This window comes from Pseudomonas sp. URMO17WK12:I7 (assembly GCF_003269045.1).
In the GTDB taxonomy this organism is placed as follows: Bacteria; Pseudomonadota; Gammaproteobacteria; order Pseudomonadales; family Pseudomonadaceae; genus Aquipseudomonas; species Aquipseudomonas putida_J.
This window is the reverse complement of sequence record NZ_QLTL01000002.1, coordinates 116,454-136,349: the sequence shown is the minus strand read 5'-3', so window position 1 is coordinate 136,349 and position 19,896 is coordinate 116,454. Positions and strand designations below refer to the sequence as shown.

19 protein-coding genes are annotated in these 19,896 nt (G+C 62.8%); 6 read left to right on the top strand and 13 right to left on the bottom strand.

The annotated features are described in order from the left end of the window. Positions 1 to 94 precede the first annotated feature (94 nt). The 5 genes from H040_RS02795 to H040_RS02775 all read left to right on the top strand — a co-directional run bounded on the left by H040_RS02795 (position 95) and on the right by H040_RS02775 (position 3,605). Positions 95 to 1,588 carry an RNA polymerase factor sigma-54 gene (locus tag H040_RS02795; RefSeq protein WP_027920215.1) on the top strand — a complete coding sequence of 498 codons (1,494 nt, stop codon included), beginning with the start codon at positions 95 to 97 and terminating at the stop codon, positions 1,586 to 1,588. Between the two features lie 78 nt (positions 1,589 to 1,666). Next, positions 1,667 to 1,975 (top strand): ribosome hibernation-promoting factor, HPF/YfiA family, encoded by a 309-nt coding sequence (gene hpf / locus H040_RS02790; protein ID WP_003255135.1) that lies wholly within the window; start codon positions 1,667 to 1,669, stop codon positions 1,973 to 1,975. 12 nt (positions 1,976 to 1,987) lie between these two features. Beyond that, complete coding sequence (gene ptsN / locus H040_RS02785; protein WP_027920216.1) at positions 1,988 to 2,455, top strand: PTS IIA-like nitrogen regulatory protein PtsN; 468 nt, start codon at positions 1,988 to 1,990, stop codon at positions 2,453 to 2,455. Between the two features lie 2 nt (positions 2,456 to 2,457). Further along, the gene (gene rapZ / locus H040_RS02780; protein ID WP_027920217.1) at positions 2,458 to 3,312 is read left to right on the top strand and encodes an RNase adapter RapZ; all 855 of its coding nucleotides are present in this window, start codon (positions 2,458 to 2,460) and stop codon (positions 3,310 to 3,312) included. Between the two features lie 20 nt (positions 3,313 to 3,332). Next, a complete protein-coding gene (locus H040_RS02775; RefSeq protein WP_027920218.1) occupies positions 3,333 to 3,605 on the top strand; it encodes an HPr family phosphocarrier protein in 273 nt (90 codons plus the stop codon). A 281-nt stretch (positions 3,606 to 3,886) separates the two neighbouring features. On the opposite strand, the gene H040_RS02770 is transcribed toward H040_RS02775, so the two are convergent. From H040_RS02770 to pmbA, 6 genes are all read right to left on the bottom strand, one after another. Then, a complete protein-coding gene (locus H040_RS02770; RefSeq protein ID WP_027920219.1) occupies positions 3,887 to 4,780 on the bottom strand; it encodes a ZIP family metal transporter in 894 nt (297 codons plus the stop codon). 11 nt (positions 4,781 to 4,791) lie between these two features. Continuing rightward, entirely contained in the window at positions 4,792 to 5,403 is a 612-nt protein-coding gene (locus tag H040_RS02765) for a superoxide dismutase (protein ID WP_027920220.1), read from the bottom strand. Position 5,404: 1 nt separating this feature from the next. Continuing rightward, positions 5,405 to 5,866: a hypothetical protein gene (locus H040_RS02760; protein ID WP_027920221.1), complete on the bottom strand. Its 462-nt coding sequence runs from the start codon at positions 5,864 to 5,866 to the stop codon at positions 5,405 to 5,407. Positions 5,867 to 5,896: 30 nt separating this feature from the next. Beyond that, positions 5,897 to 7,273, bottom strand: a complete 1,377-nt coding sequence (locus tag H040_RS02755; protein WP_027920222.1) for a class II fumarate hydratase — start codon at positions 7,271 to 7,273, stop codon at positions 5,897 to 5,899. Beyond that, entirely contained in the window at positions 7,266 to 7,667 is a 402-nt protein-coding gene (locus H040_RS02750; protein ID WP_027920223.1) for a hypothetical protein, read from the bottom strand. Before H040_RS02750 ends, H040_RS02755 begins: the two co-directional genes overlap by 8 nt. A 127-nt stretch (positions 7,668 to 7,794) precedes the next feature. Then, on the bottom strand, positions 7,795 to 9,141 hold the full coding sequence (gene pmbA, locus H040_RS02745; RefSeq protein ID WP_027920224.1) for a metalloprotease PmbA: 1,347 nt from the start codon (positions 9,139 to 9,141) through the stop codon (positions 7,795 to 7,797). A gap of 108 nt (positions 9,142 to 9,249) precedes the next feature. Here pmbA and yjgA point away from each other — a divergent pair, with 108 nt between their 5' ends. Then, the gene (yjgA, locus tag H040_RS02740; protein WP_027920225.1) at positions 9,250 to 9,771 is read left to right on the top strand and encodes a ribosome biogenesis factor YjgA; all 522 of its coding nucleotides are present in this window, start codon (positions 9,250 to 9,252) and stop codon (positions 9,769 to 9,771) included. 149 nt (positions 9,772 to 9,920) lie between these two features. Here yjgA and tldD read toward each other — a convergent pair whose 3' ends face one another. The 7 genes from tldD to mreC form a co-directional block, all read right to left on the bottom strand. Beyond that, on the bottom strand, positions 9,921 to 11,360 hold the full coding sequence (gene tldD / locus H040_RS02735) for a metalloprotease TldD (RefSeq protein ID WP_027920226.1): 1,440 nt from the start codon (positions 11,358 to 11,360) through the stop codon (positions 9,921 to 9,923). Positions 11,361 to 11,362: 2 nt separating this feature from the next. Beyond that, on the bottom strand, positions 11,363 to 12,214 hold the full coding sequence (locus H040_RS02730) for a carbon-nitrogen hydrolase family protein (RefSeq protein ID WP_027920227.1): 852 nt from the start codon (positions 12,212 to 12,214) through the stop codon (positions 11,363 to 11,365). A 14-nt stretch (positions 12,215 to 12,228) separates the two neighbouring features. Continuing rightward, entirely contained in the window at positions 12,229 to 16,044 is a 3,816-nt protein-coding gene (locus H040_RS02725; protein ID WP_033696513.1) for a YhdP family protein, read from the bottom strand. Positions 16,045 to 16,126: 82 nt separating this feature from the next. Next, the gene (gene rng, locus H040_RS02720; RefSeq protein ID WP_027920229.1) at positions 16,127 to 17,584 is read right to left on the bottom strand and encodes a ribonuclease G; all 1,458 of its coding nucleotides are present in this window, start codon (positions 17,582 to 17,584) and stop codon (positions 16,127 to 16,129) included. A 54-nt stretch (positions 17,585 to 17,638) separates the two neighbouring features. Then, complete coding sequence (locus H040_RS02715) at positions 17,639 to 18,250, bottom strand: Maf family protein (RefSeq protein ID WP_027920230.1); 612 nt, start codon at positions 18,248 to 18,250, stop codon at positions 17,639 to 17,641. A gap of 33 nt (positions 18,251 to 18,283) precedes the next feature. Continuing rightward, entirely contained in the window at positions 18,284 to 18,772 is a 489-nt protein-coding gene (gene mreD / locus H040_RS02710) for a rod shape-determining protein MreD (protein ID WP_027920231.1), read from the bottom strand. Next, entirely contained in the window at positions 18,772 to 19,815 is a 1,044-nt protein-coding gene (gene mreC, locus H040_RS02705; protein ID WP_081784329.1) for a rod shape-determining protein MreC, read from the bottom strand. Before mreC ends, mreD begins: the two co-directional genes overlap by 1 nt. Between the last annotated feature and the right edge of the window lie 81 nt (positions 19,816 to 19,896).

Sequence of the window (19,896 nt, the reverse complement as noted above, 5' to 3'; positions counted from 1 at the left end):
TTGAGGCATAAAACTTGCTTGAATTTGGCGCTCCGGCGCCCTCGTGTAGTGGATGGCGCATGCGCGCCGGCGAACAAGGTATTAAGCCCCAGCCATGAAACCATCGCTCGTCCTAAAAATGGGCCAGCAACTGACGATGACTCCTCAGTTGCAACAGGCCATCCGCCTACTTCAGCTCTCCACCCTGGACCTCCAGCAGGAAATCCAGGAAGCGCTGGAGTCCAATCCGATGCTCGAACGTCAGGAAGACGGCGACGACTTCGACAATAGCGACCCGATGGCGGACAACGCCGAGAACAAGCCGGCCGCCGAAGTCCAGGACAACAGCTTCCAGGAAAGCACCAGCAGTGCCGAAACCCTGGAAGACGGTGAGTGGAACGAGCGAATCCCCAACGAGCTGCCAGTCGACACCGCCTGGGAAGACATCTACCAGACCAGCGCCAGCAGCCTGCCGAGCAACGATGACGACGAGTGGGACTTCACCACCCGCACATCGGCCGGCGAAAGCCTGCAGAGCCACCTGCTGTGGCAGCTGAACCTGGCACCGATGTCCGATACCGACCGCCTGATCGCCGTCACCCTGATCGACAGCATCAACGGCCAGGGCTACCTGGAAGACACCCTCGAAGAAATCTGTGCAGGCTTCGACCCGGAGCTGGACATCGAGCTCGACGAGGTCGAGGCAGTGCTGCACCGAATTCAACAGTTCGAGCCAGCCGGCGTCGGCGCACGCACCCTGGGCGAGTGCCTGCTGCTGCAACTGCGCCAGCTGCCTGCCAGCACCCCGTGGATCAGCGAAGCCCAGCGCCTGGTCACCGACTTCATCGACCTGCTCGGCAGCCGCGACTACAGCCAGCTGATGCGCCGCATGAAGCTCAAGGAAGATGAGTTGCGCCAGGTGATCGAGCTGGTGCAAAGCCTCAACCCGCGGCCAGGTTCGCAGATCGAGTCGAGCGAGCCGGAATACGTTGTACCTGATGTGATCGTGCGCAAGGACAGCGACCGCTGGCTGGTCGAGCTGAACCAGGAAGCGATCCCGCGCCTGCGGGTCAACCCGCAGTACGCAGGCTTCGTCCGCCGCGCCGATACCAGCGCCGACAACACCTTCATGCGCAATCAGCTGCAAGAGGCACGCTGGTTCATCAAGAGCCTGCAAAGCCGCAACGAAACGCTGATGAAGGTCGCCACGCAGATTGTCGAGCACCAGCGCGGCTTCCTCGACCACGGCGACGAAGCGATGAAGCCATTGGTTTTGCATGACATCGCCGAAGCTGTGGGCATGCATGAGTCGACCATTTCGCGTGTGACCACGCAGAAATACATGCACACCCCACGTGGCATCTATGAACTGAAATACTTTTTCTCCAGCCACGTCAGCACTGCCGAAGGCGGAGAATGCTCGTCTACAGCGATCCGCGCGATCATCAAGAAACTGGTTGCGGCGGAAAATCAGAAAAAGCCATTGAGTGACAGCAAGATCGCTGGTTTACTGGAGGCACAAGGCATCCAGGTAGCCCGTCGCACCGTCGCCAAGTACCGCGAGTCTCTCGGCATCGCACCGTCGAGCGAGCGCAAGCGACTGATGTAGCCCCTGGATGTGCCACAGCGTTTGTGGGGCAGGTGCAAGACCTGCCTCTTTATGCACGGGCAACAAAGGAGAAGCTGTATGCAAGTCAATATCAGTGGACAGCATGTAGAAGTCACCCAGCCACTGCGCGATTATGTGCTCGAAAAGCTCGCTCGCGTGGAAAGTCACTTCGACAAGATCACCAACGTGCAGGTCATCATGAAAGTCGAGAAACTGCAGCAGAAGGTCGAGGCGACCCTGCAGATTCCAGGCGGCGAAGTGGTTGCCAACGCGGAACACGAAGACATGTATGCAGCGATCGACGCCTTGGCCGACAAGCTCGACCGCCAACTGAAAAAACACAAGGAAAAACAGCAAAGCTTGCTGCAAGGTGCAGCCGCCCGCTGATCCCTCTCATCCATGATCCGACTTGAAACCATCCTGACCCCCGGCCGTTCCCTGGTGAACGTGCCGGGCGTCAGCAGTAAAAAACGCGCGCTGGAAACGATCGCCACTGCGGTCCACCGCGAAGTCCCCGAGCTTGATGAGCAAGATCTCTTCGAGAAGCTGATCGCCCGCGAAAAACTGGGCTCCACTGGATTTGGCAATGGCATCGCAATCCCGCATTGCCGCCTCAAGGGTTGCGAGAGCCCGGTAAGTGCCCTGCTCCACCTCGCCGCCCCCATTGATTTCGACGCCATCGACGGCGCGCCAGTGGACTTGCTGTTCGTCCTGCTGGTGCCAGAAGCCGCCACCGATGCGCACCTCGAACTGCTCCGCCAGATCGCCAGCATGCTCGATCGCAAGGAAGTCCGTGATCGCCTGCGTGCAGCCAGCAGCAGCGAAGCTTTGTATCAAGTCGTCCTGGACGTACAGAACGGGAGCTGAACATGCGCCTGATCATCGTTAGCGGCCGGTCCGGCTCCGGCAAGAGCACCGCCCTCGATGTACTGGAAGACAACGGCTATTACGTCATCGACAACCTGCCAGCCGGGCTGCTGCCGCAGCTGGCGGAAAACGCGTTGATCAATACCGAGCTCTTGCAACCCAAGGTGGCAGTGAGCATCGATGCACGCAACCTGCCTAGCCACCTGTCACGCTTCCCCGAACTGCTCGAAGAAGCCCGCGCACGCCACATCAAGTGTGACGTGCTGTACCTCGACGCCGACGAGGACACGCTGCTCAAGCGCTTCTCGGAAACGCGCCGACGGCACCCGTTAACCAACGCCGACCGCTCGTTGGCCGAGGCCATACGCGTGGAAAGCGAACTGCTGGGGCCGATTGCTGATCTTGCCGACCTGAAGATCGACACCACCCGCCTCAACCTGTATCAGTTGCGCGATACGATCAAGTTGCGCCTGCTCAACCAGCCCGAACCAGGCACCGCATTCCTGGTCGAATCGTTCGGCTTCAAGCGCGGCATGCCTGTCGACGCCGACCTGGTGTTCGATGTTCGCTGCCTGCCGAATCCCTATTGGAAGCCTGAGCTGCGGGAGCATTCCGGCCTGGAGCAACCGGTCATCGATTACCTGGCTGCACAGCCGGACGTCGAGGAAATGTTTAACGACATTTCCAGCTACTTGCTCAAATGGCTGCCGCGCTTTGCTGCCAGCAACCGCGCCTATGTCACCATCGCCATTGGCTGCACGGGTGGGCACCACCGCTCGGTCTACATCACCGAACGCTTGGGCCAACTGCTGCAGCAATCCCTGAAAAACGTCCAGGTTCGCCATCGCGACCTCTAGCCCACAGGATCCACCGCACGATGCCCGCCCGCGAAATCACCATCATCAACAAGCTGGGCCTGCATGCCCGGGCGGCAGCCAAGTTCGTCGGCGTGGCCGGCAAGTACCCTTGCCAGGTCCGCGTAGGTCGTGCGCCCGACAAACTGGTGGACGGCAAGAGCATCATGGCGGTGATGATGTTGGCTGCGGGCAAAGGCACCCAGGTGCACCTGCTGACCGAGGGTGAGCAGGATAACGACGCCCTGGAAGCCCTGGTAGCACTGATCAACAACTACTTCGACGAAGGCGAGTAAGTCACCTGGTGCTTACCGCGGTACTTTCAATGCCTGTAAGATCGAGCGCCGCCCGCGCGGCGCATCGCGGATAAATCCGCTCCTACATTTGTTGCAACGTGCCGAACCTGTTGCGCCATAGTTGCCAGCCCTTGCGCATGACTTGAGCCTCGCAAACCGGCTGACAACCATGGCCTGTCAGGCATGGCTACGTTGCAACACATGTAGGAGCGGATTTATCCGCGATGCGCCGCGCGGGCGGCGCTCGATCTCACAGGCGCAAAAAAATATCCCGGTGAACATCAAGACATTGCCGTATCCATCACCATCATCAGGCAGAAGCCGATGCACAGCCCCAGGCTGGCCAAGCGGTGATGCCCATTGCTGCGCGACTCGGGAATGATCTCCTGGGTCACCACCAGCAACATCGCCCCTGCCGCACAGGCCAGGCCCACCGGCAACAGCAACGCTGCCATGTTCACCAGCCAGGCACAGATTACTGCAGCCAGCGGCTCGACCAGGCCAGAGGCGGCGCCAATCAGAAACGCCTGGAAGCGCGGCATCCCCGCCCCTGCCAGCACCAGTGCTATCACCAACCCCTCAGGTACATCCTGCAAGGCAATACCCATCGCCAGGCTGTCGGCATCGGCCATGCCGCCTCCGGCAGACACCCCGATGGCCATGCCCTCGGGTATGTTATGGGCAATGATGGCGATCACGAACAACCAGATCCGCGCGGCGATCACTGGTTGATTCTCGGTGCCAACCAACGCCTCCGGCGAAGCACCGCAGACCTTGAGATCGACCAGGAACAGGCACAGAGCACCGAGCATCAGGCCGAAGCTGATCAGGCCTCCGGCGCCCCAGGGGCTAAAACCAATGGCCTGGGCAGCCTCCAGCCCGGGGATAATCAGTGAGAACGCCGTGGCCGCCAGCATCACCCCAGCTCCAAAGCCCAGCAAGGTATCGGCCAAAGCCACCGGCATGTTGCGAATCACCAGCACCGGTACTGCGCCCAATGCCGTACCCAGCGCGCACAGTGCGCCACCTTCCAGGGCACGCAGCATGCGCGGCTCCAGGTCCAGCCAGGCAATGCCACGGGCCAGCAGCAACGCGGTGCCGGCCAGTAACAGCAAAGTTCCCAACGCCAACCGGAACAGGCGCACACTGCTGACAGACATCACCTCGGAGCGCATACCGGGCCGACTCACTTCAAGGCTTCGTGATAGCGGCGATCCACTTCCGCCCAGTCAATCACGTTGTAAAAGGCACCAATGTATTCCGGGCGACGGTTCTGGTATTTCAGGTAATAAGCATGCTCCCAGACGTCCAGGCCAAGAATCGGCGTATTCCCGTGCATCAGCGGGCTGTCCTGGTTGCCGCTGCTTTCCACCACCAGTTGTTTTTGCGGGGTAACACTGAGCCAGGCCCAGCCGCTGCCGAAGCGAGTCAGCGCGGCCTTGGTGAAGGCGTCCTTGAACACCTCGAAACCACCCAGCTCGGCATTGATGGCCTTGGCCAGCTGACCGCGTGGCAAGCCACCGCCCTGGGGTGACATGACTGTCCAGAACAGGCTGTGGTTGGCATGGCCACCACCGTGATTGGTAACCGCACCGCGCAGGTTTTCGGGCAGTTGCTTGACCGCCCCGACCAGCTTCTCGACTGGCCATTCGGCCCACTCGGTGCCCTCAATGGCCGTGTTCAGGCCATTGACGTAGGTCTGGTGGTGCTTGGTGTGGTGGATTTCCATGGTTTGCGCATCGATGTGCGGTTCCAGTGCATCGTAGGCGTAAGTCAGTGCAGGCAAGGTATGCGGCATATCAATGGATTCCGTAGGCATGTGTACTGGGCGCCACGTCTGGCTGGCCAGCAAGTTCGCTGACCCCGGCGCCGTGGCGGTTGAGCAGGCGCTCGGTACGTGGGTACTGGCCGTACTCGGCGATGAAACTCAGCAGTTCGGTGTAGGTGCGCCCGCTGTGGCGCAGCGCTGCGTCACGCAGCGTCTGTGGCAAACGTGCTTCCTGGCTGGCCTGAAGCAATCGCTGATGAGCGGCACACAGGTAGTCGGCGCTCTCATGCGGCTGGTTCAGACGCAGGTGCAGGTCGGCCAGGTTGTGATGGGCGATGACCAGCGCAGCCACCGCTTCATCGACGTCATGCCAGCGCTCGAACAGCACCTGGGCCAAGGCCAGGGCTTGCAGATAGTGTTCCCGGGCATCGACCAGCTCGCCCTGCTCGAACAGGCGGTTGGCCGCCTCGGTTGTGCGTTTCCAGTGCTGCATGACGTTGCTCCCTCTGGGCGCTACGGCTTGTCAGATGCCGCCGGCAGTGAGTTTTTCCGGATTCAGCAGCACCTCGAGCTGATCACGTGACAGGTCGGTGTGCTCCAGTGCCACATCGATGATCGGGCGTCCCTGCTGGTAAGCGGTCTTGGCGATTTCAGCGGCCTTGAGGTAGCCGATGATCGGGTTCAGCGCGGTGACCAGGATCGGGTTGCGGGCCAAGGCTTCCTTGAGCTTGCCTTCGTTGACCTTGAAGCTGGCAATGGCCTTGTCGGCCAGCAGGCGGCTGACATTGGCCATCAGCTCGATGCTCTCCAGCAGGTTGCGGGCGATCACCGGCAGCATCACGTTCAGTTCGAAGTTGCCCGACTGGCCGGCCACCGCGATGGTGGCGTCGTTGCCGATCACCTGGGCGGCGACCATGGCGGTGGCTTCCGGAATCACCGGGTTGACCTTGCCCGGCATGATCGACGACCCCGGTTGCAGGCCCTGCAGCTCGATTTCGCCCAGGCCGGCCAAGGGGCCCGAGTTCATCCAGCGCAGGTCGTTGGCAATCTTCATCAGCGCCACGGCGGTGGTCTTGAGCTGACCAGACAGTGCCACGGCAGTGTCCTGGGAACCGATCAGGGCGAACAGGTTATGGCCAGGGGTAAACTCGACCTTGGTAAGGCCGCTCAACTGGCGCGCGAAACCCGCAGCGAACTGGGGATGGGCGTTGATCCCGGTACCTACGGCGGTTCCACCCTGGGCCAGCGCCTGCAGGCTCGGCAGGGTTGCCTGGATATGCGCCTTGGCGCCGTTGACCTGCGCGGCCCAGCCATCGAGCACCTGGCTCATGCGTACCGGCATGGCATCCATCAGGTGGGTGCGGCCGGTTTTCACATGGTGATGCACCTGCGCCGACTTGGCCTCGATCACCTGCACCAGATGGCTCAGCGCCGGTAACAGTTGCTCATGCAGGGCCAGGGCGGCACTCACGTGGATGGTGGTCGGGATGATGTCGTTGCTGCTCTGGCCACAGTTGACGTGGTCGTTGGCATTGACCGGCTCGCCAAGGATGCGGCTGGCCAGGGTGGCGATCACTTCGTTGGCGTTCATGTTCGAACTGGTGCCAGAACCGGTCTGGAACACATCCACCGGGAAATGCTCGATGAAATCTTCGGCCAACAGCTGCTCGACTGCCTTGACGATCGCCTGGCCCTGCCCTGCCGACAGTTGCTCCAGTTCGATGTTGGCCTTCGCCGCAGCGGCCTTGGCCAGCAACAGGGCGCGGATGAACTGGACCGGCATGCGCTGACCGCTGATCGGGAAGTTGTCGACCGCGCGCTGGGTCTGGGCGCCATACAGGGCCTTGGCCGGCACCTGCAGCTCGCCCATGCTGTCACGCTCGATACGGGTATCACTCATCTTCAAATCCTTGCATCAGTTCATCGGGAGAAATCGACGGCAGCAGCCGGCAGTTGGCCAGCTGCAAGGCATAAGGCTGCCAGCGCTGGTTCTGCTCGCGGCGATCGAGGTTGCGCAGGTCGAGCAGTGGGCGCCAGGCCTGATCCAGGCACAGGCAGCGCCAGTGCCACGGCAACATGCGGTCGCAGGCGGTATCCAGCAGCAGGCGGAAGGAAGTCAGCGCCACAGTCCATGGCGAGGTTTCAGTGCAGCACACCAGGTAACGGCCTTCGGCCAGGTAGTGCTCGATCAGACGCGGCTCTTCGGGCTCGAGGGCGCAGCGAATGCGCCGGCTGAGCCAGCGCCAGTTTTCCAGGTAGGGAAGTTCGCGGAGGACGGGTTTCATGAACATCATCGCCGGGTTACTGGATAATGATATTCATTATTAAGTGATAAACAGAATCACTTCAAGTGTTCAACGATGAAAGAAAAACCCGGCGCGATGGCCGGGTTTCAATGTCACGGAGCAATTTTGGCGGCTATCAACTGCCAGCGACAGTCATCCGCTCGATCAGAACCGAGCCCGTGTGGATATTGCTTCGGGTCTCAAGATCACTGCCAATCGCGACAATTTGCTGGAACATATCCTTCATGTTGCCGGCAATGGTCACTTCCTGCACTGCATGCTGGATCTCGCCATTCTCGACCCAGAAGCCCGCCGCACCGCGCGAGTAATCGCCGGTCACCATGTTCAGGCCATGGCCCATCAACTCGGTTACCAGCAGACCACGGCCCATGCGCCGGATCAGCGCCGCCTGGTCTTCGACGCCATGGGTGACATACAAGTTGTGCACACCGCCAGCGTTGGCGGTGCTCGGCAGGCCCAGCTTGCGCCCGGAATAGGTGCCCAGCAGGTATGACACCAGCTCGCCTTTGTCGACGAACGGCTTGGCGTAGGTCGCCAGGCCGTCACCGTCGAATGCAGCGCTGCCCAGTGCTCGCGGAATGTGCGGGCGCTCGTCGAGGGTCAACCAGGACGGGAACAGACGCTGGCCGATGGCACCGTCGAGGAACGACGATTTACGGTACAGGTTGCCCCCCGAGATAGCCGACAGGAAGCTGCCGAACAGGCCACCGGCCAGCTCGGCGGAGAACAGTACTGGCACTTCGCAGGTCGGTACCGGCCGCGCACCCAGTCGGCTGGCGGCACGCTGCGCGGCGCGCACGCCAATGCTGCGCGGGTCGGCCAGCAGGTTGCCCTGGCGGTTCACGTCATACCAGTAGTCACGCTGCATCTGGCCATCGCCTTCGGCGATCATCACGCAGCTCAGGCTATGCCGGGTCGAGGCGTAGCCACCGATGAAGCCGTGGCTGTTACCGTACACGCGGCAACCTTGGTGAGTATTCAGGGTGGTGCCATCGGCATTGAGGATGCGCTTGTCGGCGTCGAACGCCGCCGCCTCACAGGCCAGCGCCATCTCGATGGCTTTCTCCGGCTCGATGTCCCAGTCGTGATACAGGTCGAGGTCGGGGATCTCGCGGGCCATCAGCGCGGCGTCAGCCAGGCCCGAGCATTCGTCCTCGGACGTGTGCTTGGCAATCGCCAAAGCGGCGGCCACGGTTTCGCGGATAGCCTCAGGGCCACTGGCCGAGGTACTGGCCGAACCCTTGCGCTGGCCGACATAGAGGGTGATGCCAAAGCCTTGGTCGCGGTTGAACTCGACCGTCTCGACCTCGCGCTGACGCACCGTGGTGGACAGGCCCTGCTCCAGCGATACCGCCACTTCGCAGGCACTGGCGCCTTGCTTGCGGGCTTCTGCAATGATCGCTTCGACCTGCTCCTGCAACGCTGGCAGGTCCTTGGGGCCTACGCTCTGGACTGCACTCATGGTTTTCTCCACTCAAATTCTGCGTACGGCGAGGGTCATTCTACGACCGGGCCGGACAAGCGGCCCCCGACTGGTTATCATGGCGGCGATTTCTAGCGGACTGCCACCATGGTTGATTCATACGACGACGCCTTCGACGGCGAAAAAAGCAAAACCCAGATCAAGCGCGAGCTGCATGCGCTGGTCGAACTTGGCGAGCGCCTGACCACGGTCAAGGCCGACACCCTGGCGCGCCTGCCGCTCACCGACGAGCTGCGCAAGGCCCTGGCCGACGCCAGCAAGCACACCGCCCATGGCGCACGCAAACGCCACATGTCGTTCGTCGGCAAGCTGATGCGCGACCAGGACCTGGACGCCATCCACGCCGTGCTTGAGCAGATCGACAGCTCCAGCCGCCAGTACAACGAGCGCTTCCACAACCTGGAGCGCTGGCGCGACCGCCTGATCGACGGTAACGACGAAGACCTCGAGCGTTTCGTCAACGAATACCCCGAGACCGATCGCCAGCAGCTGCGCTCGCTGATCCGTCATGCCCAGCACGAAAAGGCGCGGAACAAACCACCTGCCGCTGCGCGCAAGGTGTTCAAGTACATCCGCGACCTCGACGAGATGCAGCGCGGCCTGCGCTGAAGCCTGGCGCGGTGCTCTTGTAGGAGCGCCCTTGCGTCGCGATTGGGCTGCGTAGCAGCCCCAGCTATTTCTGCAGGATCGCTGAAACCCTGGGGCCGCTTGGCGGCCCCTTCGCGACACGAGGCCGCTCCTACAGGCAGCGCGCATCATCAAGCGCCAGTACCGCCCACGGTAATCGCGTCCAGCTTCAAGGTCGGCTGCCCAACGCCTACCGGCACCGATTGCCCATCCTTGCCGCACGTTCCCACACCACTGTCCAGCGCCAGGTCGTTACCGACCATCGACACCCGGCTCATTGCCTCAGGCCCGTTGCCGATCAAGGTCGCGCCTTTGACGGGGGCCGTGATCTTGCCGTCTTCGATCAAGTAGGCTTCGCTGGTCGAAAACACGAACTTGCCACTGGTGATATCGACCTGGCCACCGCCGAGGTTGGCGCAATAGATGCCCTTCTTCACCGAGGCGATGATTTCTTGTGGGTCGCTTTCGCCGGCAAGCATGTAGGTGTTGGTCATGCGCGGCATCGGCAGGTGCGCATAAGACTCGCGACGACCATTGCCGGTAACCGCCATGCCCATCAGGCGCGCATTGAGCTTGTCCTGCATGTAGCCCTTGAGGATGCCGTTCTCGATCAGCGTGGTGCATTCGGTCGGCGTACCTTCGTCATCGACACTCAACGAGCCGCGGCGACCTTCAAGGGTACCGTCATCGACGATGGTGCACAGGCTGGAGGCAACCTTCTGGCCGATCCGGCCACTGAACGCCGAGCTGCCCTTGCGGTTGAAGTCGCCTTCCAGGCCATGGCCCACCGCTTCGTGCAGCAACACACCCGACCAGCCGGAACCCAGCACCACCGGTAAAGTGCCGGCCGGAGCGGGGATAGCTTCGAGGTTGACCAGCGCCTGGCGCAACGCTTCGCGGGCATAGCCCATGACGCGTTCTTCAGTGAAGAAGCGGTAGTCGGTACGCCCGCCACCGCCCTGCCCGCCGCGCTCGCGACGGCCATTGTGTTCGACGATGACGCTGACGTTGAAACGCACCAGCGGGCGCACATCGGCGGCCAGGCTACCGTCGGCGGCGGCAATCAGGATGCGCTCCCAGACCCCGGCCATGCTTACGCTGACCTGCTGGATACGTGGGTCGAGGGCACGGGTGGCTGCATCGACACGCTTGAGCAGCTCGACCTTCTCGGCACGGCTGAGCACGTCCAGCGGGTTGTCCGGCGCGTACAGCGCCGTCACGTCCTGGCTGCGGAAGGCCTGCACCGTGCCGTTCTGGCCGGCGCGGGAAATCGAGCGGGCCGCACGGGCCGCCGAGGTCAGCGCCTCGAGGTTGATCGCATTGCTGTAGGCGAAGCCCGTCTTCTCGCCGGACTGGGCACGCACACCCACGCCCTGGTCAAGGTTGAAGCTGCCCTCTTTGACGATGCCGTCCTCCAGCGCCCAGGTTTCCGAAATCTGGCCCTGGAAATACAGGTCGGCGGCGTCGATGCCAGGGCCGGCCAGTTCGCCCAGCACGCTCTGCAGGCTGTCGAGGGTGAGTCCGCCCGGGGCCAGGAGCTGCTCGCTGACGGTGGATAACATCTGGCTCATAGTCACTCCGAGGTGTGCGCAGGCCGCAAGGCGTCCTGCGAGAAAAAGCGCCGGTGCGTGGTGACCGGCATGCGCGCCCGGATGGACGCCTGTTCATCAATGTCGCGCTCGGCAAGCAATACCGCTTCGCCTTGCGCCTGTTCAGCGACGATCCGCCCCCAAGGGTCGATGATCGCCGCATGCCCGTGGGTTTCCCGCGGGCCTGGATGTGTTCCGCCCTGAGCCGCTGCCAGTACGTAGCACTGGGTCTCGATGGCCCGGGCACGGATCAGCACTTCCCAATGCGCTGCTCCTGTGACCGCAGTAAAGGCGGCCGGTGCCGTGATCAGTTCCGCGCCTGCGCTGCGCAAGGCGCTGTACAGCTCGGGGAAGCGCAGGTCGTAACACACGCTGAGCCCCAGGCGCCCCACTGGCGTATCGGCCACCACCACCTGGGCACCATGGGCATAGTCATCAGACTCGCGATAGCGGCCACGGTTGTCGGCCACATCCACGTCGAACAGATGCAGCTTGTCGTAGCGCGCTACCACTTCGCCGTGTTCGTCGACGAGCAGCGAACAGGCATGCGCCTTGGCTTCAGGCTGGCCTTGCGGTGGCAAGGGCAAGGTACCGGCAACCATCCATAACCTGAGGTCGCGTGCAGTACGTTTCAACCATGGCAGGATCGGGCCGTCGCCCAAGGCTTCGGCGCGGCCGATGGCGGCGGCATCCTTGCGCCCCATTGCCGCGAAGTTTTCCGGCAACACCGCCAGCCGCGCACCGCCCAAGGCCGCCTGTTCGAGCAGGGCGCCGGCACGGTGCAGGTTGGCCAGCACATCGTCCTGGCTGACCATCTGGATGACCGCTGCCTTCATGGGCACTCCCGAAGTTACTTATCGAATGGTTTCACAAAGGTGATTTTAGGCTCTTTCACCGGCCCCTCGACGCGATAGTGGACGCTGGCGAAACGCGACACCCGGTCACCAATCAACCGGTCGACCAGGAACAGCGCACCACCGACCGCTGGCGCACCGACGATCAGCGCAGCCAGTGGCAGGTTGTTGGTGACCGGCAGGGTCACCTGGAGGTTGGCAGCGACCCGATCGCGCACCAGGTCCAGGGTGCCGTCGAGTTCGAAGTTGCTCGACGGCCCGGTCACTGTGATCGGCTCGCGGGTTACGTATACGCCATTGCTGGCCACCAGCAGGCCCTTGACCCGGTCGTAGGCCAGCCCCTTGTCGAACAGGTCGGAGAAGTCCAGGCGCAGGCGCCGGCCGATCGAGTTGAAGTTGAGCAGGCCAAATACACGCAGGGCCTGGGCGCCACCCTCCACTTCGACAAACTGGCCGCTGCGCAAGGCAGCATCCATGCTGCCAGAGAAGTGCTTGAGGCCGACCCAGGCGGGCGAACCAGGCCAACGGCCGTCGACATCCAGGCGGAAATCGCGACTGGTCACCGTCGGGGCGAAGCCCCAGGCCTTGAGCACATCGGCGAGGTTCTTGCCATCGAGCCGGCCTTTGTACCAACTGCTGGTAGCCCCGGTTTCGCCTTCCCAACCGCCACTGCCATCGACATGCAGGCCTTTGAAATCGAGGTCGATGTCCTGTGCTGCCACACCCCGTGCGGTCGGGCGAAGTTTCAGCGCGGCGTTTCCGAACAGCTCGTCGCCGCGGTACAGCTTGTCAATGCTCAGGTCCAGGGCCGGCACCTTGCGCGGGTCGAAGGAGGCCAACGGATCGGGACCTTCTTCCGATTGTGTTTCAGCCGGGTCGGCAGGCGGCAGGCGCAGGGTCTGCAGGCGCACCGTCATTGGCGCAGCCTTGGCATCGGGCACGCGTGCGTTGCCGATGACTTCCCTGCTGTCCAGGCGCAGATCCCAGGCCGAGCCGCCACGGGCCAGGCGCACCACGGCCTGGTTCAGGGCCATGCCGAAGGCTTTCAGCTGGCCGATGCTCAAGTCGACACTCTGCAGGTTCTGCCGGGCATTGCCACCGGGGTCGTCACCGGCAAAACGTGCGGCCTGCTCCTGCCAAGGCCCCAGGTCCAGGCTTTCCAGCCGCCCTTTCACCCGCAACCCCTGGCCCGCTGGCAATTGTGCCTGGCCAGGGCCGAGCAGCAACTCGCCGCGGCCCTGGCCCAGCTTGTCGGCCGGCGCGGCGTAGGCGAAACGGGCCAAATCAGCGTAAGACGCATCAAAACGCCGCTCAGGCCCTTGCAGGCTCATGCTGAAACGGCTGTCACGGGTTTCCCCCGCCGCCTTGCCGAATGGCGCCGGCAGGTCGATGGCCAGGCCCTTGAGCGTAGAGCTGACATTCAAGCTGTTATCGCGGCTGCCCAGATTGACCTGCAACTGGTACGGGATATCGCCAACGGCGGGCAAGGTCTGCTTGAACTGCAGCCAGTCGGTCAGGGACTTCAGCGAAGCCTGGCCGCTGGCATTGATGCGCGTCTGCATCTGCCCCGGCTGGCCGTCGGCGCTGATCTGCGCAGTGACCGGTTTGCCGAACACCTGCAGGCTGATGTTCTTGCCGCTCAGCCCCTTGTCGAGATCGAAGCTGAAGTCGCCCTTCAGGCGCGTCAGGTCCAGGCTAGGCGGAGCTATCTTCAGGTGTGCATCGGCAGTGGCGAAGTCCACCAGCACTTTCGGCTGCTCGCCGTGGGCCAGGGGGACGTCGAGCTTTAATTTGCCCTTGAGGGGCCCCTCGCCGTCCCAGCCGGCAAAGATCTCGCCAGTGCCGATCGGTGCTTCCTTGAGAATTTTCAGACCATCGCCAAGGCTGCCGTCGAAATCACCGTCCAGGTACAGGTGACTGTGCTGGCCGTTGTCGACATGGGGAATGTTCACACTGACGTCGCTGACCTTGGTGTCGAGCAGCAGGCCCGTGCGTGCCTTGATGCGTACGCCGCTGTCCTCGATCAGTACATCGCCATCCACTTGCTGCACTTGCGGCCAGCCTGGCTGGAAGTCCAGCGCGGCATCGTGAACCTTGAAGAACAGGCTGATGCTGCGAGCCTCCGGCGTGGCGTTGTGGTTCAACGAGCCCTGGTACTGGAAGTAGCCCTGGTCGACGTTACCTTTGACGATAGCGCTGCGCAGCCACTCGTCGAGTGCCGGGCTCAGCACTTCGGGCAGGTACTTGGCGGTGTAGCGGCCATCGCCTTCGGTCAGGCCGACGCGTAGGTCCATGTAGCTTTCGGCGCCTTCGTCGAACAGCAGGCGAATCAGGAAATCGCCAGCAATCTTGCCTTCTTCGCCCAGCACCTTGAGGTAGGGGGCGATGAGGGTGAAGCCGTGTTGGTCGAGCGTCCAGGTCAGCCGCGCATTGGCCTTCTGGTACTGCCAGGGTTTGGCGAAGATCGGATACAGATGCAGCATGAACGCGTCCGTATCCAGGCGCAATTCGCCATGCCCGAGGTCGCCACTGATACTGCCACTCACATTGCCGGCCGCCGGTGCGCCGTGATAGGCGTCGAAACCGACCTTCTCCAGGTTGGCGGCGAACTGCAGTCGCTGGTCGCCCTCGGCTTTTGGCCGTGCTTCCAGGCGAACGTTGCGCAGCGCCCCGGTGACCTTCAGCGCATCGACCACGGTCATGAGCTTGTCCGGCAAGGGGGCCAGTGCGTTGATCACTGGGGTCAACGGGGTGAGGTCAAGGCGGTCGGCCTGAACTTGCCAGGTTTCACCCGCCGGGTCATCACCCTGGCGCTGCTTCACTTGCAGGTGCGATTCCCAGCGTGCCTTGCCGATGCTCGCGGCGAGTGAGTCCACCACCACATCGAAGCCCTCATCGCGGCGCTGGAACCACGCAGCCAGGGCGAGATTATCCAAAGCCGCAGCCTTGCGCTCAGCGTAGGCTCCTCGCAATTGTGGGGCATTGAGGCGGACTACCGCCTGCTGCAACTGGCCTTTGCGCCAGTCGACCCAGAATTCACCACCGGCCTTCAGCGCTTCAGCCCGCCACTGGCCCAGCACCCGAGGCGGCAACCATCGCGCCCAGTCGCTTTGTGGCAGGCTCAGGTAGGCCTCGACTTCACCGTCGCGCCAGTCCTTGGCGGTTGCCCGACTGCGCAGGCTGACCGCCAGCGGCTGGCCGTCGGGCAAGGTCGCATGCAGGTCCAGGGCCTGACGCGATGCACCCGCCTGCAAACCGACGCTGACATAGGTGAGGGTCAGCGGGTCACGCTGCCAGGGCTGCAGGGTTACCTGGCTGTCGAACACATCGATGCGGCCCAATTGGCGCAGACGCTGCAACACTTCGGCGGGGTCCAGCGGCGCATCGTCCTTTTTCGGCAGCCCTTCAAGGGCCCAGCCACCCTGCTCGTCTTCCCGCAAAATCAGCTGCAGGCCGCTGAGCTCGATGCGCGCCAGGCGAACTTCACGGGCGGTCAAGCTGGCCCAGAGGTCGGGCACCACCTTGACCTCATCCAGGCGCAAGGCCGATGCGCCTTCACCCAGTTGCAGGTCGCGTACGCGCAATAACGGCGCCAAGCCACTCCAACGTCCTTCCAGGGCCCCAACATGCACAGGCAGGCCCAGTGCCTGTTCAGCTTTGCTTTCGACGTCGGCACGGTATTCGGCCACCAGTGGCACCAGTTCGCGGCCAAGGCTGACGTACAACGCCACCAGCACAGCGAGCAAGGCGCAGATGCCCAGCCCCCAGCGGGTCAAGGCAACAAGAACGCGGTTCAGACGTCCCATGGCCATGGCCCTCCAGGTCGTTTATCCATGATGGCCCGACGTGCCGAATTTGCCAGCCAGTACCTTCTTGGGTGGGTATCAGAATGCCTCAGAGCAGCACCACATCATATTGTTCCTGCGAATACATCGACTCGACCTGGAAGCGAATGGTTCGGCCAATGAAGGCCTCCAGTTCGGCAACGTTGCCGGACTCCTCGTCCAGCAGGCGATCGACCACTTTCTGGTTGGCCAGCACACGGTAACCTTCAGCTTGGTAGGCACGGGCCTCGCGGAGGATTTCGCGGAAGATCTCGTAACAGATGGTTTCCGGGGTTTTCAGCTTGCCGCGGCCCTGGCAGGCGACGCAGGGTTCGCAGAGCACTTGTTCAAGGCTTTCACGGGTGCGTTTGCGGGTCATCTGCACCAGGCCCAGCTCAGTGATGCCAATGATGTTGGTCTTGGCGTGATCGCGTTCCAGCTGCTTTTCCAGGGTCCGCAGCACCTGGCGCTGGTGTTCTTCGTCTTCCATGTCGATGAAGTCGATGATGATGATCCCGCCGATGTTGCGAAGGCGCAGCTGCCGGGCGATTGCCGTGGCGGCTTCGAGGTTGGTCTTGAAGATGGTTTCTTCGAGGTTGCGGTGGCCGACAAATGCCCCCGTGTTGACGTCGATGGTGGTCATCGCCTCGGCCGGGTCGACCACCAGGTAGCCACCGGACTTGAGCGGCACCTTGCGCTCCAGGGCGCGCTGGATTTCGTCCTCGACCCCATAAAGGTCGAAAATTGGCCTCTCCCCAGGGTAGTGCTCCAGGCGATCGGCGATTTCCGGCATCAGTTCGGCGACAAACTGCGTGGTTTTCTGGAAGGTTTCCCGCGAGTCGATGCGGATCTTCTCGATCTTCGGGTTGACCAGGTCGCGCAGCGTACGCAGGGCCAGGCCAAGGTCTTCATAAATGACTGTCGGCGCGCCGCAGGTCTGGATCTGGCTGCCGATCTGCTCCCACAGGCGTCGCAGGTAGCGGATGTCCTGGAGGATTTCTTCGGCCCGCGCGCCCTCGGCAGCGGTACGCAGAATGAAGCCACCGGCGTCCTTGATGTTCTCGCTGTCCATGCAGTCGCTGACCACCTGCTTGAGGCGTTCGCGTTCGGCTTCGTCTTCGATCTTCAGCGAGATGCCGACATGGCTGCTGCGTGGCATGTACACCAGGTAACGGGAGGGAATCGACAGCTGCGTGGTAAGGCGTGCGCCCTTGGTTCCGATCGGGTCCTTGGTCACCTGCACCACCAGGGCCTGGCCCTCATGCACCAGTGCGGTGATGTTCTCCACTGCCGAGCCTTCGCGCTGGGAGATTTCCGACGCATGGATGAACGCCGCGCGCTCCAGGCCGATGTCGACAAACGCCGCCTGCATGCCCGGCAGCACTCGCACCACCTTGCCCTTGTAGATATTGCCGACGATGCCGCGGCGTTGGGTGCGCTCCACATGCACTTCCTGCAGCACCCCGTTTTCCACCACCGCCACACGCGACTCCATCGGCGTGATGTTGATCAGGATCTCTTCACTCATGGCAGGCTCTCGTCAAAGGTCTTCGGTAATGATGGATCGCGCGTGTCAGGCTGGCTACCGCTGGTTTGTTACCTCAGGCAAAAGCGCCGGTACCTGCCAGCAGGCGATACCGAACCGGGTGAGCAGGGTGGCCGTTTCGCACAATGGCAGGCCGACCACGGCCGAGTAACTGCCTTCGAGGCCGGTGACGAACACCGCACCCAGGCCCTGAATGGCGTAGCCGCCCGCCTTGTCCAGGGGTTCGCCACTGGCCCAATAGCGCTCGGCTTCTGCGGCATCGACAGGACGAAAATGCACGGTGCTACTGACACACAGGCTTTCACAACGCTGGCCATCGCTCAAAGCCACGGCCGTCAGCACCTGGTGCGCGCGCCCGGCCAGGTCCGCCAGCATGGTCAGTGCATGTTCACGGTTTTCTGGCTTGCCGAGAATACGACCATCGAGCACCACCGCCGTATCGGCGCCAAGCGCCACGGCAGGGCCTTGAAGCGTGGCCAGGCCGGCTTCGGCCTTGGCCCGGGCCAGGCGCTCGACGTAGGCTTCGGCGCTTTCACCCGCTAACGGGGTTTCATCGATGGGCGCACTGACAACCGTGAACGGCACGCCGATCTGGGCGAGCAGTTCACGCCGGCGTGGCGAGCCGGAGGCGAGGTAGAGGGGTTTCATTCAGACATCTCCCTGTCAGTGATGGCAGCGCCGTCAGTTGATATGCAAACGTCGGCGCAGGTCGCGCAGGGCGAAACTGATCCATGGCCAGAGCAAGGCACTGATCACGGCTGACCAGACCAGCGCCAGGGTTGGCAGGCGATTGCCAGTGAGCGCGCTGAGCCACAGCTGGATCAGCTGGGCGATACCGAAGATCACCAGGATCACCAAGCTCTGCTGCCACAGCGGGAACATGCGCAGGCGCTGCTGTAGCGACAGCACAAGGAACGTGATCAGGGTCAGGATGAATGCGTTCTGCCCCAGCAAGGTGCCGTACAGCACATCCTCGGCCAGGCCAAGTACGAAGGCGGTGGTCATGCCCACCTTGCTGGGCACGTTCAAGGTCCAGAACGACACCAGCATTGCCAGCCACATGGGCCGGAACACTTCGAGGAACTGCGGCATGGGAGAAACGCTGAGCAGCAGGCCAATGGCAAACGTCAGCCAGATGACCCAACCGTGATTACGGCGCGACTTGGCCATCATTGCCTCCGTGAATGGGCAGGTGCCGCAGGCGCGGCGGCTGGGCTGGCAGGGGTTGCAGCCGGGGCCGCAGGTGCCTGACCCGCAGCTGCCGGAGCAGCCGGCTGCGCCGGGGTCGGGGCCGCGGCCGGGTGCTCGGCATTGGCAGCGGGTTGGCCAGTACCTTTGCGATCGGCTTCTTCCTGGGCAATCGCTGCGTCGGTGGCGCGCTGTTCCGGGCTTCGACGGTCACTGAACACCAGCAGCATGTAACGGCTGCGGTTGAGCGCGGCAGTAGGTATGGCGCGGACGATGGCGAACGGCTGGCCAGAATCGTGGATCACTTCATTGACCGTGGCCACCGGGTAACCGGCAGGGAAGCGTTGACCCATGCCGGAACTCACCAGCAGGTCGCCTTCCTTGATGTCGGCGGTGTCGGCGACGTGGCGCAGTTCAAGGCGTTCCGGGTTGCCGGTGCCGCTGGCGATGGCACGCAGGCCATTGCGGTTGACCTGCACCGGAATGCTGTGGGTCGTGTCGGTCAGCAGCAGGACGCGCGAGGTATACGGCATCAGCTCGACCACCTGCCCCATCAGGCCGCGGGCATCGAGCACCGGCTGGCCGAGGAACACGCCATCACGCTCGCCCTTGTTGATCAGGATGCGGTGGGTGAAAGGGTTGGGGTCGACACCGATCAGCTCGGCCACCTCGACCTTTTCGTTGACCAGCGCCGAGGAATTGAGCAGCTCGCGCAGGCGCACGTTCTGCTCGGTCAGGGCCGCCAGCTTCTGCAGGCGCCCCTGCAGCAGCAGGGCTTCGGTCTTGAGTTTTTCGTTTTCGGCGATCAGCTCGGTGCGGCTGCCGAACTGGCCGGCCACGCCCTGCCACATGCGCTGCGGCAGGTCGGTGATCCAGTACGATTCCATGAGCACCAGGCCCATCTGGCTACGCACCGGCTTGAGCACGTCGAAACGCGCGTCGACAACCATCAACGCGACCGACAGCACCACCAGTACCAGCAGGCGAACGCCCAGCGAAGGGCCCTTGGAGAAAAGCGGTTTAATGGGCCGTTCCTCGTGGACGACTCAGGAAGTCATTGGACATGGGACAACGCACCAGCCTGGTTGCGGGTTGACGGAAACGAC

Bases quoted from the DNA above. Each gene is read 5' to 3' on its own strand.
- pmbA (WP_027920224.1), bottom strand. From the start codon at position 9,141: ATGAGTGCAGTCCAGAGCGTAGGCCCCAAGGACCTGCCAGCGTTGCAG.
- H040_RS02750 (WP_027920223.1), bottom strand. From the start codon at position 7,667: ATGATGTTCATGAAACCCGTCCTCCGCGAACTTCCCTACCTGGAAAAC.
- rng (WP_027920229.1), bottom strand. From the start codon at position 17,584: ATGAGTGAAGAGATCCTGATCAACATCACGCCGATGGAGTCGCGTGTG.
- H040_RS02770 (WP_027920219.1), bottom strand. From the start codon at position 4,780: ATGCGCTCCGAGGTGATGTCTGTCAGCAGTGTGCGCCTGTTCCGGTTG.
- H040_RS02725 (WP_033696513.1), bottom strand. From the start codon at position 16,044: ATGGCCATGGGACGTCTGAACCGCGTTCTTGTTGCCTTGACCCGCTGG.
- H040_RS02765 (WP_027920220.1), bottom strand. From the start codon at position 5,403: ATGCCGCATACCTTGCCTGCACTGACTTACGCCTACGATGCACTGGAA.
- H040_RS02730 (WP_027920227.1), bottom strand. From the start codon at position 12,214: ATGAAGGCAGCGGTCATCCAGATGGTCAGCCAGGACGATGTGCTGGCC.
- yjgA (WP_027920225.1), top strand. From the start codon at position 9,250: ATGGTTGATTCATACGACGACGCCTTCGACGGCGAAAAAAGCAAAACC.
- H040_RS02715 (WP_027920230.1), bottom strand. From the start codon at position 18,250: ATGAAACCCCTCTACCTCGCCTCCGGCTCGCCACGCCGGCGTGAACTG.
- H040_RS02775 (WP_027920218.1), top strand. From the start codon at position 3,333: ATGCCCGCCCGCGAAATCACCATCATCAACAAGCTGGGCCTGCATGCC.
- H040_RS02755 (WP_027920222.1), bottom strand. From the start codon at position 7,273: ATGAGTGATACCCGTATCGAGCGTGACAGCATGGGCGAGCTGCAGGTG.
- tldD (WP_027920226.1), bottom strand. From the start codon at position 11,360: ATGAGCCAGATGTTATCCACCGTCAGCGAGCAGCTCCTGGCCCCGGGC.
- ptsN (WP_027920216.1), top strand. From the start codon at position 1,988: ATGATCCGACTTGAAACCATCCTGACCCCCGGCCGTTCCCTGGTGAAC.
- hpf (WP_003255135.1), top strand. From the start codon at position 1,667: ATGCAAGTCAATATCAGTGGACAGCATGTAGAAGTCACCCAGCCACTG.
- H040_RS02795 (WP_027920215.1), top strand. From the start codon at position 95: ATGAAACCATCGCTCGTCCTAAAAATGGGCCAGCAACTGACGATGACT.
- mreD (WP_027920231.1), bottom strand. From the start codon at position 18,772: ATGGCCAAGTCGCGCCGTAATCACGGTTGGGTCATCTGGCTGACGTTT.
- H040_RS02760 (WP_027920221.1), bottom strand. From the start codon at position 5,866: ATGCAGCACTGGAAACGCACAACCGAGGCGGCCAACCGCCTGTTCGAG.
- rapZ (WP_027920217.1), top strand. From the start codon at position 2,458: ATGCGCCTGATCATCGTTAGCGGCCGGTCCGGCTCCGGCAAGAGCACC.